The sequence below is a fragment of the Achromobacter sp. GW823-FHT04E03 genome (genome assembly GCF_058796095.1).
Window position 1 is genome coordinate 134,059 of sequence record NZ_JBXAIJ010000004.1, and the last position, 16,787, is coordinate 150,845.

Here is a 16,787-nt window from a genome sequence, read left to right on the forward strand (position 1 = left end):
CGAGCCGCCCGCGAATGAGGCGAGCCGCGGGATGGAGACAATCATGCTGAAACTTGTGCGCGGCGCCCTGGCCGCCCTGAGTCTGGCCGTACCTCTGGCCGTTCCCCAGGCGGCCGCCGCGGCTTATCCGGACCGCCCCGTCACGCTGGTCGTGCCCTCGGTGCCCGGCGGCGCGGCCGATGTGGTCGGGCGTCTGGTCGCTGCGGAAATGTCCAAACAATGGAACGTTCCGGTCATCGTGGAAAACCGCGCCGGTGGCGCCGGCGTCATCGGTTCCCAGGCGGTGGCACGCGCCAAGCCCGACGGCTACACGCTGCTGCTGGGGCCGGACGCCTCGTTCACGGCGGTGCCTTACCTGATGCAGGACGTGCCGTATCGTGCCGAGGACTTCGCGCCCGTCGCGACGCTGGCGACCCTGCAGTACGTGTTGGTGGCGGCGCCCACGGCGCCGTTCAAGTCCTTGCGTGAACTGCTGGAGCAGGCGCGCGCCCGGCCCGACTCCATTACCTACGCCAGCGGCGGTCCGGGTTCCACCCATCATCTGGCGATGGCGTTGTTCGAGCATGCCGCCGGCATCTCGCTCAAGCACGTGCCGTACAAGGCCGCGCCCCAGGGCTTTGTCGGCGTGATGGGCAGCCAGGTCGACCTGATGTTCATCGTCGCCAGCACGGCCGTGCCGCAGATCAAGGCCGGCAAGGTGCAGGGGCTGGCGAACGCGGGAGCCGTGCCCATCGCGGGCGCGCCCGACCTGCCGATGGTGAAGGACGCAGTGAAGGACTTCACGTTCTACAGCTGGTTCGGACTGTTCGCGCCGGCGCAGACGCCCGCTCCGGTGCTGGCCGATTTGCAGCGCGCCGTCGCCGCTGTCCTGAAGAGTCCCGAGGTCCGGGACAAGATGCAGGCCCAGGGCATGATCGTGGGCGACCAGGACGGGCTGGGCTTGAACGAACGCATCGCCCATGACATCCGTGTGCTCGCGCCCGTGCTTTCCGACATCAAGACCGCCACCAGCAAGCAGCAATGAAACGCCCCAACATTCTTCTCATCACGACCGACCAGCATCGCGGCGACTGCCTGGGCTTTGCGGGACGCCGGGTCAAGACGCCGCACATTGATCTGCTGGCGCGCACTGGCACGCATTTCGCGGCCTGCATCACGCCCAACGTCGTCTGCCAGCCTTCGCGCGCCTCCATGCTGACCGGCCTGCTGCCGCTGACGCATGGCGTCTACGACAACGGCATAGACCTGGACCTGCGTACCGGCGAGGCGGGCTTTGCCGGCAGCCTGGCCGCTGCCGGCTACGACACGGGCTTCATCGGCAAGGCGCATTTCTCCACGCACCACACCTTCCAGGCCACGGGACGGCCCGAATGCCAGTACAGCGAGGCGGGCATGGGACCGGGCTGGGCGGGGCCGTACATGGGCTTCAAGCATGTGGAGCTGGTGGTGGAAGGCCACAACTATTGGCTGCCCACGCCTTTGCCCGGCGGCCTGAATCATTCGCGCTGGCACTACGGCGACGGGTTGGGCGAACTGCGCAACCAGCTGTATGAGACCGACCTGGGCCCGGCCAGCGGCGCGCCGCAGACCTTCCATTCCGCTTTGCCGGCGGCCTGGCACAACTCCGCCTGGATCGGCGATCGCACCATCGATTATTTGCGCGAGCATCGCAATCAGCCGTTCTGCCTGTGGGCATCGTTTCCCGATCCCCATCACCCTTTTGATTGCCCCGAACCCTGGTCGCGCCTGCATCATCCCGACGAGGTCGATCTGCCGCGCCATCGCGTCACCGACTACGATCGCCGGCCCTGGTGGCACAGGGCCAGCATGGAAAGCAAGCCCATGGGCAATGCCGAAGTGCAGGCGGTACGGCAGAATTTTTCGCGCATGCCGACCCAATCAGACGAGGCGCTGCGCCGGATCATCGCCAACTACTACGGCATGATCTCGCTGGTGGACCATCAGGTGGGGCGCATCATGAAGGCGCTGAGCGAGTACGGGCTGGATCAGGACACCATCGTCATCTTCACCTCGGATCATGGCGAATGGCTGGGCGACCACGGGCTGATGCTCAAGGGTCCCATGCCGTATGAAGGCCTGCTGCGCGTGGCCATGGTGGCCAGCGGCCCCGGCATCGCGGCGGGGAGAAAGGTGGAAGACCCGGTTTCCACGCTGGACCTTGCTGCGACCTTCTGCGACTACGCCGGCGCATCGGCCCTGGGGCCGCAACACGGCCGCAGCTTGCGTCCGTTGCTGGAAGGCGGGGATGCCACCCTCGAGTTCGCCTTGAGCGAATGGGACGTGGCGGCATCGCGCTGCGGCGTGGAGCTGAAGCTGCGCACTGTGCGCACGCGCGACTGGAAGCTGACCGTCGAACTGGGCAGCGGCGCGGGCGAGATGTATTGCCTGGCCGAAGATCCGGACGAGATGGACAATCTCTTCGACGATCCGGGTCATGCCGCGAAACGGCGGGAACTGGCCGCCATGCTCGCAACCCGGCCTGCGGACCAGTTGCCGGCGCGCGTGCCGGCATCGGGTATCGCTTGAACCTGCGGCGCAAACCGGACGGTCAAGCCTGTTCGGTGGTCGGCTGGCCAGCAGGCTTGGCCAGGGCGCTTTTCACCGCGGCGAGCACGTCGTCGCAGATGAGCGCCACCGCGTCCGCCGACCCGCGTACGCCTGGCTGGTTCAGGCGGGTATCGAGCTGAGCGCACTGTTCGGCCAGCGCGGGCAGGCGGAAAATGGCCAGCATGCCGCGCAAGGCGTGCAGTTCGCCGCGCAGGCTGCCGCTGTCTTCGTCGATGGCAGCGCGTTTGATGGTGTCCAGGGACTGCGCGCAAGATTGCTCCAGCGTGCGCAGCAGCGCCGGGGGGAAGGCGCGTCCACCGGTCAAGGCTTGCGGACCGTTATCGGCCGCAGCCGGTGCTTGTTGCGGGCCGCGGCCGGCTTGCCCGCATACGTCCAGCAAGGCGTGTTCGAGTTCGGCCAGCGGCAAAGGTTTGGTCAGCACCCGCGCGATGCCGGCTTCATTGCAGCGCTGCCGCTCGTGTTTCGTCACGCAGGCCGTGGCGGCGATGACGGGCATGTCCGGCCGCATGGATCGGGCCTGTCGGGCCAGCGCGTAGCCGTCCACGCCGGGCATCGCGAGATCGGTGACCAGCACGTCATAGCGGTGCGCTGCCAGCAGTGCGCCAGCCTGCGCACCTCCCTCCGCCAGATCGACTTCACAGCCCAGCAGCTTGAACTGTTCTTCGAACAGGCCGCGGTTGGCGGCGTTGTCTTCGGCCACCAGCACCCGCAACGAGCGGGTCGAATGCCGCGGCGCAGGCGCGGGGGCCGCGGTGGACAGGGGCGCGTCCTGCAGCACATGCCGCAAGGCCGAGGCCAGGCCATGCAGTCCGTACATCGAAACGCTGAGCTTGCGTCCCGTGTCCTGCGGCGTGGCGGGTCCGAGCATGCCGCAATCGATCACCCATGAAGATTGGTCCAGCAATCTGTCTTCGTCCTCCGGCTGCCAGTCCGTCTTGTCGCCCCAGATGATGAGGACCGTCGCTTCGTCCAGCGTGTCCTCGTCCAGTTCGGATGGATGGCGGCGGGCGTTGACGCGCAGTCCCCAGGTTCGCAGGACGGCTTCCAGGCCGTGACGGCAGTTGTCGCGCGCGGCCAGCAGCAACACCTGCTCGCCGGCGAACCATGGCCTGTCGGCCTCGGCGTTTTCAATGCCCAGCGGCAAGGAGAACGCGAACAGGCTGCCGCTTCCAGGTTCGCTGCGCACGGACAGGGAGCCGCCCATTGCCTCGACCAACCGGCAACACAGGGTCAGCCCCAGGCCCGTGCCGCCATAGCGCCGGCCTATGGTCGCGTCGGCCTGGCTGAAAGCGCGAAAGACACTCCGAGTCTGTTCTTCCGTCATGCCCATGCCGGTGTCCTCCACCTCGACGGCGATGCGGGCCGCGTCGGTGCGGGTACGCAGCACCACCTTGCCGTGGTCGGTGAACTTGATGGCATTGGAGAGCAGGTTGTGGATGACTTGTCCCAGTCGGGTGGCATCCCCTCGCATGGGCTGCCTGAGCGCAGCGCCCAGATCGCCGAGCAAGGCCAGTCCTTTGGCCTGGGCCTGGGGCGCGAACATGGATAGGGCGTGCGAGGCGACTTCGAGCAGGTCGAACTCCGTCTGCTCCAGGCTCAGTTCGCCGGCCTCGATCTTGGAGAAGTCCAGCACGTCGCTGATCGTGGCCAGCAGCAGTCCCGACGACACCCGCACGGTTTCGAGATGATTGCGCTGGATTGGCGCCAGGCGCGAGCGCGAGAGCAGCTCAAGGTGTCCCAGGATGGCGTGCAGCGGCGTGCGTATTTCATGGCTCATCGCCGCCAGGAAGGCCGACTTGGCGGCATTGCCGCGGTCCGCGGCGGCCTTGGCTTCACGCAGGCGGTGGGCCAGCTGATATTTTTCGGTGACGTCGATGAACGCAGCCACGACCACGTTAGATCCGCGATAGCGCGCGCCTGCCATGCTGACCGACAAGGTGACGGGAGTGCCATCGCAGGCAACGAACGAGAGGTCTTCCTCCACCACATCCGTATCGCGCCTGCCTGCGGCCGTGCCGGCGCGCCGCCGATAACGATTGGCCAGCTCTGCCGAAAGGCTGAATTTTCCCACGCCCACGCGCGCGGTCATCTTCTCCATGGCCGGGCTGTGCAACAGCGGACTGCCGCTGGCAGCGTCGATCAGACCCAGGCCCACGGGAGCCGTCTCGATGAGCGTGCGGTTGAGATGCTCGCTCTCCAGCGCCAGCCTGGAACGGTTCATCAAGGGCCGGACCACGCGCAGCTCGAAGTAGAGCAGCAGCGCCCATATCAACGCCAGCGTGGTTGCGGTCATGGTCGCGGGCGTGGTCAGCTGTGCGCTGATGGCATTGACGATGCTGCTCCAGTCCAGCGTGAAGACCAGCACCCAGCCCGTCGGGCCCAATCCTTCTGAAATCGAGAACTGGCCAGAGCGCGTTCTTTCCTGGCGCGTTCCGGCAGGGATATCGGCGAGGTCGGCGGCCGGAGCGGTTTCCTGCGCGTCGCCGGCACTGCCGCCCGGCGACGCAGCGATGAGTTGGCCGCTGGCGGACATGATGGCGAAGTCGCCCGCCTGCCGGTTTGCCGCCTGCGAGGCGCCGGGTTGCAGGGGGGAATACTCCGTCACCAGCACGGCGACCGGCACGCCCTTGTCCAGTATGGTTCCACCGATGCGGAAGACCTGCTTGCCCGTGATCGGATTAGCGACGGGAGGGATCCAGCGCAAGGAGCGCCATGTGTCGGTGCCGGCATCGGTCGCGATCAGCATGCGCCGGCTGACTTCGCCGGTCAGCAGGGCGAGGTAGCGGTCGCGGTCCGCCAGGATCCTCTGGCGGACCGCTGCTTCGGGGGCAGGGACCAGGCCGGCGATGCTGCCATTGACCCCAAAGAAGAACGAGGCCAGCGAGTTGTCATGGGCCGCGGGCCCGCCTGAGGGAACGCGTCCGATCTGCTCGGCCAGATTGAAGAACTTTCCTGTCGCAGCGTTCGTCACCCGGCCGCCGCCCGAACCCAATATCCATTGAGAGCGGGAATCCTCGTCGGCCTCCACCAGCAGTTCTTCGCCCCGGCTGCGGTACTTTGCGATCTGGGCCGCGTCAAAGGGCGCCGCTTCCCGCCACATCAGCTCCGCGCTTGCCAGGCTGATGCGGAAGGCGTTCTCGCGCGTATAGATTTCCTTCATGAGCACGGCGTGTTCGGCCACGAACGATTGGCGCACGTACTCCAGATATTTTTCGGCGGTGGTCTTGGCTTCCAGGGCGAAGGTCAGCAGCACCGCGACCGTGATCAGCACGCCGCCGCCCAGGCTCTGCCAGCGCTGATAGCGGCGAAAGCGCGTCACGGTGTCGAGCCGCGAGGGGCTCAGGCGGTGGCGTAGTCGAATCAAGGCGCGGGAGGATGGGTGTCAGGCGGCGCCGGCATGCCGTCTCGGATAGGCGGGCGCTGCGGGTTTCTGGGGGCGGGCGCAGCTACTTGAACATTATTCCGGCCCGTTTGGCGCAAAGGCTTGCCAGCGGCTTTGACATGGATCAAGCGGCTGCCACTCGGGTCTGGTCGCGTCCAGCGTGTCGACATTGAACAAGGGGCAAGCACTGGTACCGCCGGAGACTCAGGCCGCTTTCTCGCCCTTCACGTCGGGTGGCGTCATATCGGCCATCGGCAGGGCGGCGCAGCCGTACCGGACCAGGTCCGCGTCGCGTTCGATGCCCAGCTTCCTCATCGCGCTGCGCTTCTGTGAGCTGACCGTCTGCACGCTGCGGCTGGAAATACGCGATATCTCGGTGATGGTTGCGCCCGCGCAAAACAGACGGATGATCTCTGCCTCTCGCCGCGTCAACCGCGGCTGTTGCGGCGAGAGGGATTCGCGGATGATCATGTCCTTCACCGTCGGCGAATAGTAGGTCCGGCCGCGGCTCATCGCGTGTATCGCTTCGGCGATATGGCGCGTTGAATCTGCCTTGCTGAGGATGCACAGGTTCTTTTCGGCCAGCAGCGCCCGCAGCAGCGTGGGATGCTCGACCATGGTGAGCACGGCCACTCGCAGCGCCGGGAAGCGCCGCCGCAAAAATCCGATGAGCCCCAGCCCGTCGCCGTGCTTGCCGCCCGGCATCGCGTAGTCCGAGACCACCGCGTCGCACGGTTGAGTTTCAAGCAGGGCCACCAGGTCCGTGGAGTTCCTGGCGCAGCCGATCACTTCGATGGCCGGATCTCGCGCGAGCTCGTGGCTCACGCCCAGGGACACGATGGGATGGTCGTCGGCAATGATGACGCGGATGCGGCCGTGTGACATGTTTCTTTCCCCGTTCATCCAGAGCCTGCTGCGGAACTGCCGTGCGTCCATGGCGATTGCCGCCAAGTTTCGCAAGCAGGCGTTTGAAACGCTGTATGTGCGCGGCTGCTGTGGCGATGCCGCGTGCCGCCATATTACCGACGGCGTCCTCGCCAAAGAATAGGAGGAGTACTAAAGTGCGGCGCTCGTCGCAGCCGCCGCCACCCCCAACTCCGCGGCAGGCGACTGCCGAATCGTAGTAGTACGACTCCGATTTCGTAGTCTTCCCACAGTTCCACTCCCGTCCGCTCCGTATTCTGCCGGCAGGACGAGAATCGCCCGGCTTGGCAGGAGCGGCAGCCGGCCCGGGGGCAAACGCTTCCTGTGAAAAAAAGGCAGAGAGCAGGGGGCGGGAGATGACAGGGGAGAACGCGCGCCATCGGATGGCTGCGCTGGCCGCCGGGCTGGTCATGGCGTTGTGTGCGGACGTCTCGCGGGCGCAGATCCCGGATGCGGGGCGCGCCATGCGCGACCTGCAATCGGTCTTGCCCGCCATGCCCTCGGGTGGCACGGCTCCGGAGGTGCAATTGCCCGAACCGCAGCCGCCCGCAGCCGCGTCCGGCGAAGCGGCCACAGGCCCCGCCGTCAAGGTGCTCGAGTTCCGCTTCGAAGGCAACCGCGCCGTTGACGACGCGACGCTGCGGGCGCTGCTGGCCGATCTGGCGGGCACGGCGCTGACGTTTCCGGACTTGCGCCTGGCCGCTGATCGCGTCACCGCTTACTACCATGATCGGGGTTATGTGCTGGCGCGCGCCTACCTGCCGCCGCAAGACATCGATGCGGGCGTCCTGCGCATCGCCGTGCTGGAGGGCAGCTATGGCGAGATCGGTCTGCGGAACCGCTCGCGGATCCGCGATGCTGTGCTGGAACAGCCGCTCTCCGCCCTGCATCCGGGGGATGCAGTGCAGGCCCGTGAGCTGGAGCGCGCGCTGCTGTTGCTCAGCGAGCTGCCCGGCGTGGCGGTGAAGGGAACGCTGCGGCCCGGCGTCGAAACCGGCACCACCAGCCTGCTGGTGGATGCCGAAGCGGGACCGCTCGTCTTCGGCAGCGTGGACGCGGACAATTTCGGCGGCTACTACACCGGCGAATACCGGCTGAGCGGAAGCATCGGCGTCAACAACCCCCTGCGCCTGGGCGACCAGCTCAATCTGCGACTGTTGGGGAGCGATGGCGGGCAGCGCTACTACAACGCCGGCTATCAGCTTCCCCTTGGCTCCTGGTCCACGCGCGTCGGCATTGGCATGTCCAGCATGCGGTACGAACTCGGCAGGCGTTTCGAACCCCTGGGTGCGCACGGCCGCGCCGACGTGTCGACCGTGTTCATCCAGCAGCCCTTGGTGCGCACGCGCCGCGCCAGCTTGCGCCTGCAATTGCAGCACGAGCGCAAGCGTCTGGTCGACAGCATGGATCTCTTCGACGTAAGCAGCAGCAAGCGTATCGGGCTATGGACCGTGGCCCTGGCCGGCAGCAGCGAGGACGGATGGCTCGGCGGCGGAAGGACCATCTTGCAGCTGTCGCATGGCCGCGGCCGACTGCGCCTGGGCGATTCGCAAGCCGAGCGCGAGGACCGTCTGACCGTGCGCACTGCAGGCTGGTTCGCCAAGACCAATCTTTCGGCCAGCCGACTGCAGCAGCTTGGGGACCATCTGCAGCTTTATGCGCGGCTGGACGCGCAATGGGCGTCGAAGAACCTGGACAGTTCCGAGAAATTCAGCCTGGGCGGACCCTATGGCGTACGCGCCTATCCGCTGGGCGCGGCCAGCGGCGACGAGGGCTGGCTGGCCGGCGTCGAATTGCGCTACCAAATGGCTCCCGGGTGGCAGGCGAGCGCCTTTGCGGACCGCGGCAGCGTGCGCCTGAGCAAACAGCGCTGGACGCGGGGAGGCAACCGCAACGACCTGAGTGCGGCGGGATTCGGCATCACGCAGTACGGCGCCAACCATCAGGTGAACCTGAGCATCGCCTGGCCGATGGGCCGGCGGCTACCCGCGACGGAAGCGGACCGCGAGCCCCGCTTGTGGTTCCAGGCGTCGCGCTACTTCTGACGCAGGCGCATCACGCGCGCAGTTTTCTCAACCGGCGCAGTCTGCCGTGGCGGCGGATGCGCCATTCTCGCGAGGCAATCATGAACAAGACATATGCATTGGTATGGAACGAGGCCAGACAAAGTTGGAGCGTGGCGCGCGAGTCGGCGCGCCGCCATGGAAAATGCGGCGGCGGCAGGCGCGGCCGCGTTGCGGCGCTGGCCCTGATCGGGCTGGCGGGCCTGTCTGGCGCGCATGCTGCGCCGACGGGAGGGACGATCGCGGCCGGCAATGGCATAGGCGATATCCACACCACGCTGGACCAGAAACAGGTGTCGATCAATCAGCACACGCAAAAGCTGATCATCGATTGGAACAGCTTCAGTATCGGCGCCGACGAATGTGTCGCCTTCAACCAGCCTGGCGTCGGATCCATCGCGCTGAACCGGGTGAACGGCCTGTCGCCAAGTTCGATCCTGGGACGCATGGACGCAAATGGCCAGGTTTTCGTCGTCAACCCCAACGGCATCGTCTTCGGCAGGGGCGCGGAGGTCAACGTGGGCGGACTGGTAGCGTCGACCAAGCAGCTTTCCGACGCCGATTTCAACGCGGGCAACTATCGCTTCGCCGGGCCATCGGAGGCCTCCGTATTGAACCAGGGCGTGATTGCCGCGCGCGACCGCGGCAGCGTCGCGCTGCTGGGCGCCAAGGTCAGCAATCAGGGTGTGATCCAGGCGCGGCTGGGGCGGATCGCGCTGGCAGCCGGCGCAGAGTTCACTGTGAACTTCGACGGCAACGGCTTGCTCGATTTGCGGATGGATGGCGCCGCGCTGTCCGCCCTGGCCGAGAATGGCGGCATGCTGAGCGCCGACGGCGGGCAGGTCCTGATGACGGCCAGCGCCGCGGGAGCGGCCTTGCGCACGGTGGTCAACAGCCAGGGCATCATCGAAGCGAAGACGCTGCAGGGTCAAGGCGGCAAGATTACGTTGGACGGCGGAGGCGCCGGTGTGGTGGTGGCTGCGGGCAAGCTGAATGCCAGCGCGCTTGCCTCGCCAGGCAACGGCGGCGAGGTGGAGATGCGGGGGCAGCAGGTGGCCGTGCGGCTTGGCACTGAGGTCGACACGCGGGCATTGAACGGCGATAGCGGCACCTGGCGCATCGCGTCGGCAGGGGTGACGGTGGGCGAAAACGCCACCGCGGCAAACGTCACGGTGCACGCGGACACCGTCGCCAGCAATCTCGCGGCCACCAACATCGTGCTGGAAGGCGCTGCGGGCGACGTCGCGCTCAATGGCCCGATCGCTTGGCACAGCGGCAACACGCTAGGCTTGGTTGCGGCGGGTGATATCACGGTCAACGCAGACCTGGCCGCAACCGGCCAGAACGTCGCCATCGCCATGTCCGCCGGCGGAGAAATCGCGCTTAACGGCAAGACTGCCATTACCGGCATCAACGGTGCCTTGTCCTTGCAGGCGCCCGGAGGCCATATTCTGGGCGAAGGGGCGGTGATCACGCTGTCCGGCGCAGGCGCATCCTTCAGCGCCCATGGCCAGCGTTACGCGGTGATCCAGAGCCTCGCCCAGCTGCAGGACATCGACCGCAACCTGAGCGGCCTGTACGTGCTAGGCAACAAGCTGAGCGGACGCGGCTCGATCCAGGCCATAGGCGGTCCGCATGGCATCTTTTCAGGCGTCTTCGACGGTCTGGGCAATACGCTCAGCGGCTATTCGGTCAGCGGCGCGGGTCCCAACGTGGGCTTGTTCGCCGCCTCGTCCGGCAGCATCAGCAATGTCAACCTGGCGTCGATGGCTGTCAATGCGCCTGCCACCGGCGCGGCATCCATGTCGGTGGGCGCGCTGGTGGGCCGCAACTCGGGCCAGATCGTCAACGTATCCACGTCCGGGATGCACGTGAAGGGCAGTTCGTATCACCGTAACGTGGTGGGCGGCCTGGTGGGCACCAACGCCGGCGGCAGTATCGACCGCGCCACCGTCGCCGGCAGCGTATATGCAGGTTCGCGCACGATCGCCATAGGCGGGCTGGCAGGTGAAAACCTGAATTCCGCGACGAGCCGCGGCGTCATTACGCGCAGCGTCTCGCGCAATGTCGTATCGGGAGCGATGCAGCGCGATGAGCTGGGCGGCATGGGCGGTCTGGTTGGCGTGAACCGCGGCCTGATCGCGGACGCCGCCAGCCACGCCGGCACGCAAGCCACGGGAGCTGGCCACAATGTGGGCGGGCTGGTGGGCAGCAATCTGGGCGGCGACATCGAACGCTCGCTTGCGACCGGACGGGTGCAGAACGGCAGCGATGCATACACCGGCGGCCTGGTGGGGTTGAATAGCGGAGCCATTTCAGGCTCGGCCGCCGAAGGTGGCGTCAGTGCCGAGGGCGGCGGCTCCACCGGCGGCTTCGCAGGGCGCAACAGCGACGGCGGCTTGCTGCTGGACGTCAAGGCCGCAGGCGATGTGACGGCCGCCTATGGCGTCAATGTGGGCGGCCTGGTCGGCGCCAACGATGGACGCATCGATACGGCGGAGGCGGGTGGCGAGGTCAAGGCCGGCTACAACCGGAATGGAGGCCGGGCGGGCGGTCTGGCCGGCTATAACAGCGGCACGATAGAAGCCTCGGTCGCCCGCGGCAAGGTTGCTGGCGGACACTATGGGTACAGCGGGGGACTGGTCGGCTACAACACCGGCACGCTGGGCACGGTCAACGCCAGCGGCAACGTGACAGCGGGGCAGGGCAGTGCGGTCGGGGGGCTGGTCGGCGCCAATCAGGGCCTGATCGTTTCGGCGATGGCCAATGGCAATGTCTACGGCGGCGTCAACAGCCGTGCCGGTGGCGTGGTGGGAGAGAACGGCGACATGGGAGAGGTCCGGCAGTCCTCTTCCTCGGGCGAAGTGGGTGGCACGAGCCGCGCCCTGCTGGGGGGCATTGCTGGGTTGAACCAGGGCGAAATCTCCTATTCCAGCGCGAGCGGCAAGGTGAATTTCGTGAACTCCCTTCAGCATACCTATGGCGGCCTGGCCGGCGCGAACTACGGCGTGCTGCGCGCCAACAGCACGTTGGGGCTGGCATCCCTGGTGCCGCCGGTGGGCTTGAACTACGGGATTGTCGAGCGTTGATCGACAGTGCATGAACAGGGCCATGGACGCGCGCGTCCGTGGCCCTGTTGGCATGAGGCGCCCTGGCCTCAGGGAAACTCGAAGGTGAACTCCGCGCTGCCATCGGCGATGCCGGCCTTGACCGCTCCGTCGACCGGCGCCGTGCGGAGATAGTGGGCTCGCAGCATCAGCACGGCCTGGTCGCCGACGCGCTGCATGTCATACGCGGCGCCGAAGCGGACCGGGACTTTGCCGGTATCGTTGATCATGGCAATGCCTATGCCCTCGGCGGCTTCGGAGCCGGGCTTCAGGTTCAGCACATGGGGATCGGTGTTGGGGCCGTACTTGTCGGCAAAAGTAATGGTCGGCTTGGCCGAGGCGCTGCATTGGGTGAGCACGATGGAAAATTCCTTGGCTGGCGAGGTGGCTCCCGGTGTATCGAAGAGCGAGAGGGGCAGGTCTCCCAGCGAGACTGGGATCGTCCGGTAGGCGCCGACCTCGCATTTGTTGGGGACGATTACCCCCGTGCCACCGCCAATGCCGATGACGCCGGTGCCCTGGTAGGAAAACGGCAGACTGCCGCAGACGCCGGTAATGCCCGGTGTCCAGACGGGAAAGTTCTGGATGGCCTCGCCGTAGCCCACCGCGCCCTGCTGGTAGTTGACGGCATAGAGCATCAGCGTGATGTTGGGGTCCACGCCGGTCACTTTCAGTTCACCGCTGGGCAGGTTGGCCGCGGCGTCGGTCAGTACCAGGCGCTGGATGTACTCGGTGACGGTGGAGTTTTTCTGCGACGCGGACCCGGCGGTGTCGTAGTACACGGGACGCTTGTCCATGACCACGGGCAGCGCGCCGGGTTTGATCCGTCTTTCGATGCCGTCCGCGCCCATGACGGATACCTGCAGCCCGATGCCGGGTACGTTTGTCTGCGCCGTGCCGTCGGCGGCCACGCCTGCGTTGGGACCCCACTGCGCCGCCGCAACCAATTCGTGGAGGACGCCTGCGCCCACGCCCGAGCCAAGCTGGAAATTGTTGAAAAGCCCGGCGCCCCGCTCGAACAGCACATCGCCAATCTGCGAGGAACTGGTCAGCGGCGAGACTTCACGCCAGGGGCCGCCGGCCTGGTTCGACTGGCTGCAGTGGATGGCAGGGCGGTTCATGACCAGTTCGCCGCGAACCGGGGCGCACGGCAATGCCATCGCGGCGGCCAGCAGGAGGAGGGCGGCCCGTGCAGGCTTGTCGATCGCATGGGTGCGCGCGGGGATGGGGAGCTTGCTCATCAGGGTGTACTCCTGGATGCCGGGATCGGCTTGGACTCAGTTTGCGGCTGCGAGCGCTGCCGCGCCGTGGATCAGGTCGCCGGCGTCATCGGCGGCCTCGTAGCGCAGCGTGCTTGCGTGCGCCTGGGGTTGATGGCCGGCGGGTAGCGCGAACCGGGAGGTGGCGTACGGCGGCACGGTCAAACCGTCCAGGCGCTGCACGCCCGCCGCGGCGGGAAGCTCCAGCCGTGCCAGCGACACATGGAAAGGGGTGGGGTTGTGCGCTTCCAGCTGCCATGGCGCAGCGGCGTCTCCAGAGCGCCGGTACTTCCACGCGACTTGCGCCGGGGCCTCCCGAGGATCGCCTTGCAGCGCCGGCGGACGGAACAAGACCTTCATCCGCAGCCGGAACGACAGCTGCAACTGGTTGCGGCGCGACGGCTGCAGCGAAGGGATTTCAAGGAAATTGATCCAGAACACCGATTCGCGGTCGCCCGGCAGGGGTTCGCCCGTGTAGCGCAGCTCCAGCGCCTTGCGCTCCCCGGCATCCAGCCGGTAGACCGGGGGCGTCAGCACGAAAGGGACGGGCAGCTTGCTGGGATCGGTGCGCGCCTGCGCTTGCTCCTGGTCCAGCCAGGTCTGCACCAGGATGGGCGTCTCCCCCGAGTTGCTGGTGCGTATCGTCAGCGACCTGGCTTGCGCTGGATAGATGAAGCGTGTGCCAACCACGGTCAGGTCCGCATGCGCCCAGGCTGCCATGCAGGCCATCAGCAGGCCGGCGGTCAGGCGCGGTGCGCATGCGCGCAGCAGGCCCATCATCGGCGCGCCAGCGGGCCGGGGGCCGTGGGCCTGCCGCCGTCCGCCGGCATCGGCGCGCAGGTGAGCGAAATCTCATCGTAGCCCCGGGCGCGCTGCCGCGCGCGCTCGGGTAGGGCGTAGTCGATGGCGCAGCGCTGCTGCGGCCCCGGTCCCCACTGCACGATGACGCGGCCTTGATCCTGTTCCACCCGCATGACGATGCGGCTGCCCTGACCCACCGCGCCCACCGGCTTGCCGTCGGCGGCGTTCAGCACTTCCGCGCCAAAGGGCAGCGCGGCGCCGTCGGCCTGGCGGGCATCGATCAGCACCGGCCGGGCCACGCGGGTCGGGTAGGACAGCAGCACGACTGCGCCGGCGCGCGGCGCCACGTTGCGCGAACTGGCCTGCAGCTCCACGTCGTCGGGGATGCCGCGCGGATCGATGTCGACGGTGTTGAGCTGGTAGGGGCTCAGGCTGGCGACGACGCCATAGCCGCGGGCGTCCAGGCGGTCGCCGCCGTAGCCGATCTGCGCGCCTTGCGCGTGGTCGGCGCGTACCAGCGCGACCGTTTCCCCCAGCGTCTGCGAGAAGGTCACTCCGCCAGCATGGACAAGCACGCCGCCCGACGCGTTCAGCGATGCCTGGCGGAAGCCCGCTCCCTGCGAAATACCCGCTCCCACCCAGGACTGCGGCAGGCGGTAGCCGATGTTTGCGCTTGCCGAGTTGGCGTTCTCGCGGCTGGCATGAGAGGCGGATACCGAATAGGTGCCTTGGTCGGACTCGCCCATCGAGCCCGCGACCGAGGTGGTGAAGTTGGCGCCGGCGCGGGAATCGGCGCTGTAGTAACTGTTGAGCATGGGAGCGCCGCGCTCGGCCCGGCCCAGGGGAATCGAAAGGTTCACGGTGACCAGCGTGGAGTTGTCGCGGCCGCCGCCCCGGTACGAATTTCGGGTGGCCAGGTTTTGCATGCGCTGCACGCCGAAGGAATAGGAAATGTCGCGCCAACGGTTGCTGTAGCCCAGCGCGAAGTTGATGGTGTTGCCATGGCCTTGCCAGTATTGGATGGCCGACCCCGACAGATAGACGTTTCCGCCGTTGACGCCAAGCTGCTGGCTGATGTTGGCGTCGAGCCGTCCGCGCGTGCGGCCCACGTCGCCGAACCAGCGGTAGCGCTGTGGCGCGCCTTGCAGGGCGATGCTCTCGCGCAAGCCCACGAAGCCGCTGGTGGAATAGCGGTAGGCCAGGAGCGAAAAGTTGGTGCCGCTATTGGGCAGGTTCTTGCTGTACGACAGGCGGTAGCTGGCGCCCGTCCGCGTGCCTTCGTCCGGAAGCTCGGCGCGGGATAGCGTGACGTCGGCCGCGAATGCGCCCAGCGCGGTGTTCACCGCGGCGCCGGCCAGCGCGGAACCATAGTGCCGGGTGAAAGCGAGACCGCCGTAACCCGTGTACATGTCGCCCAGCCCGCGCTTGAACGTGCCCTGCAGCAAGTACTGCGAACTGCTGCCCATGCCCAGATCTATCGCCCGCCCCGCCGTCAGGCTGTAGCGGCTGGTGCCGGGCCGCAGCAGTTGGACGGTGGTGGCGAAGGGCACGACGAAGCTGCGCGCGCTGCCGTCCGCCTCCACGATACGCACGTCCAGGTCGCCGCCATATCCCGCCGCCTGCAGGTCTTCGAGCGCGAAGGGGCCGGGCGCCACGGTGGTTTCGTAGACGAGGTAGCCACGCTGGTACACCGACACCTGGGCATTGCTGTTGGCCGTGCCGCGGACAACTGGGGTGTAGGAACGCAACGCGCTGGGCAGCATGCGTTCGTCGCTGGCCAGCTGCACGCCCCGGAACGATACGGAGTCGAACAGGTCGCCGTCGGTGGAGCTTTCTCCCATCAACAGCTGCGACTTCCACGCCGGTACGTCGGTCTTCAGATAGGTATAGCCGCGCTGATAGTTCGCGCCATGGCCCGGCGACCAGGTCGCGCTGCCGTAGTGGCGCAGCCGGAACGCGCCCACGTTGACGCCTGCATTCAGGCCCGCATAGCCACGCGTGGTGCGCATGCCGCGGCTTTCAGAGGTGAAGAGGTTGCTGTTGTAGTTCAGCCGCGCCGCCGTCACGCCGAAGTCCCAGTTCGATGGATCCACGTAGGCGCCGGGCGTGGAGAGGCGCAGATAATACTTGGGCACGGTGAGATAGAGCTTCTGCTCGGCCACCTCCAATTTGACCTGCGCGCCGGGCACGTAGCGCGACAGCTCGCCGCAGGCTGCGGTCGAGGATAGCGCAAGCATGCCCTCGCCGCGCGCGGCCTTGTCGACGTCCAGGCCAAGGCGCGCCAGCAATGCGCTGTCATAGCACGGCGTGGCGCTGGCGCTGCCGGCCAGGAGGCGGAACGGGACCTCCTCCACGCCGCGCCACTGGCCGTTGACGTAGACGTCCAGCTTGTGCCGGCCGGGCTCCATGAAGTTGCCGCGCTCGAAGCGGCTCGTGTCGATGGTCGTGCCGCCTGCGCCTTGGAACATCATCTGCGGGTCGAAGAACGCCTGCTTGCCTTGTACGGGAGCGACCCAGACCGCCAGCGCGGCGGCAAGACCGGATGCGAGCCTTTCCGCCGCCTGGCGCCGATTCGCTGGACGAGCGGGGTCTGGCAAGCGGGGGCAAGCCCTTGCGTGTAGATTTTCCATCGGGACGTGTCAGCTCTGTGGTTCGCGGGCGC

General features: G+C 67.1%; 8 protein-coding genes and 1 pseudogene. 4 read left to right on the forward strand and 5 right to left on the reverse strand.

Going from position 1 to position 16,787, the window contains the following annotated elements; translation table 11 throughout:
- The first annotated feature begins 43 nt into the window (after window positions 1-43).
- Window positions 44-1,024 (forward strand): Bug family tripartite tricarboxylate transporter substrate binding protein, encoded by a 981-nt coding sequence (locus AC1RHV_RS25775; protein WP_492302235.1) that lies wholly within the window; start codon window positions 44-46, stop codon window positions 1,022-1,024.
- On the forward strand, window positions 1,021-2,547 hold the full coding sequence (locus tag AC1RHV_RS25780; RefSeq protein ID WP_492302236.1) for a sulfatase-like hydrolase/transferase: 1,527 nt from the start codon (window positions 1,021-1,023) through the stop codon (window positions 2,545-2,547). The genes AC1RHV_RS25775 and AC1RHV_RS25780 overlap by 4 nt, the downstream gene beginning before the upstream one ends.
- A gap of 22 nt (window positions 2,548-2,569) precedes the next feature.
- Here AC1RHV_RS25780 and AC1RHV_RS25785 read toward each other — a convergent pair whose 3' ends face one another.
- Both AC1RHV_RS25785 and AC1RHV_RS25790 read right to left on the reverse strand, forming a co-directional pair.
- Entirely contained in the window at window positions 2,570-5,953 is a 3,384-nt protein-coding gene (locus tag AC1RHV_RS25785; RefSeq protein WP_492302237.1) for an ATP-binding protein, read from the reverse strand.
- A gap of 222 nt (window positions 5,954-6,175) precedes the next feature.
- The gene (locus tag AC1RHV_RS25790; RefSeq protein ID WP_306650739.1) at window positions 6,176-6,907 is read right to left on the reverse strand and encodes a response regulator; all 732 of its coding nucleotides are present in this window, start codon (window positions 6,905-6,907) and stop codon (window positions 6,176-6,178) included.
- A gap of 344 nt (window positions 6,908-7,251) precedes the next feature.
- Between AC1RHV_RS25790 and AC1RHV_RS25795 the strand changes: the two genes are divergently transcribed.
- On the forward strand, window positions 7,252-8,940 hold the full coding sequence (locus AC1RHV_RS25795; protein ID WP_492302238.1) for a ShlB/FhaC/HecB family hemolysin secretion/activation protein: 1,689 nt from the start codon (window positions 7,252-7,254) through the stop codon (window positions 8,938-8,940).
- Window positions 8,941-9,020: 80 nt separating this feature from the next.
- A pseudogene (locus tag AC1RHV_RS25800) lies at window positions 9,021-11,207 on the forward strand (two-partner secretion domain-containing protein); the annotation flags it as partial.
- A 908-nt stretch (window positions 11,208-12,115) separates the two neighbouring features.
- On the opposite strand, the gene AC1RHV_RS25805 reads toward AC1RHV_RS25800, so the two are convergent.
- From AC1RHV_RS25805 to AC1RHV_RS25815, 3 genes are read right to left on the reverse strand one after another with little or no spacing between them, the layout of a single operon-like run.
- Complete coding sequence (locus AC1RHV_RS25805; protein WP_054457693.1) at window positions 12,116-13,306, reverse strand: fimbrial protein; 1,191 nt, start codon at window positions 13,304-13,306, stop codon at window positions 12,116-12,118.
- Between the two features lie 36 nt (window positions 13,307-13,342).
- Window positions 13,343-14,104: a fimbrial biogenesis chaperone gene (locus AC1RHV_RS25810; protein ID WP_225589052.1), complete on the reverse strand. Its 762-nt coding sequence runs from the start codon at window positions 14,102-14,104 to the stop codon at window positions 13,343-13,345.
- Window positions 14,101-16,722 (reverse strand): fimbria/pilus outer membrane usher protein, encoded by a 2,622-nt coding sequence (locus AC1RHV_RS25815; RefSeq protein WP_492302239.1) that lies wholly within the window; start codon window positions 16,720-16,722, stop codon window positions 14,101-14,103. Before AC1RHV_RS25815 ends, AC1RHV_RS25810 begins: the two co-directional genes overlap by 4 nt.
- Window positions 16,723-16,787 lie beyond the last annotated feature (65 nt).

What these genes read in the sequence shown, in the direction of transcription:
- AC1RHV_RS25775 (WP_492302235.1), top strand. Translation starts at nt 44, where the DNA reads ATGCTGAAACTTGTGCGCGGCGCCCTGGCCGCCCTGAGTCTGGCCGTA.
- AC1RHV_RS25780 (WP_492302236.1), top strand. Translation starts at nt 1,021, where the DNA reads ATGAAACGCCCCAACATTCTTCTCATCACGACCGACCAGCATCGCGGC.
- AC1RHV_RS25790 (WP_306650739.1), bottom strand. Translation starts at nt 6,907, where the DNA reads ATGGACGCACGGCAGTTCCGCAGCAGGCTCTGGATGAACGGGGAAAGA.
- AC1RHV_RS25795 (WP_492302238.1), top strand. Translation starts at nt 7,252, where the DNA reads ATGACAGGGGAGAACGCGCGCCATCGGATGGCTGCGCTGGCCGCCGGG.
- AC1RHV_RS25805 (WP_054457693.1), bottom strand. Translation starts at nt 13,306, where the DNA reads ATGAGCAAGCTCCCCATCCCCGCGCGCACCCATGCGATCGACAAGCCT.
- AC1RHV_RS25810 (WP_225589052.1), bottom strand. Translation starts at nt 14,104, where the DNA reads ATGATGGGCCTGCTGCGCGCATGCGCACCGCGCCTGACCGCCGGCCTG.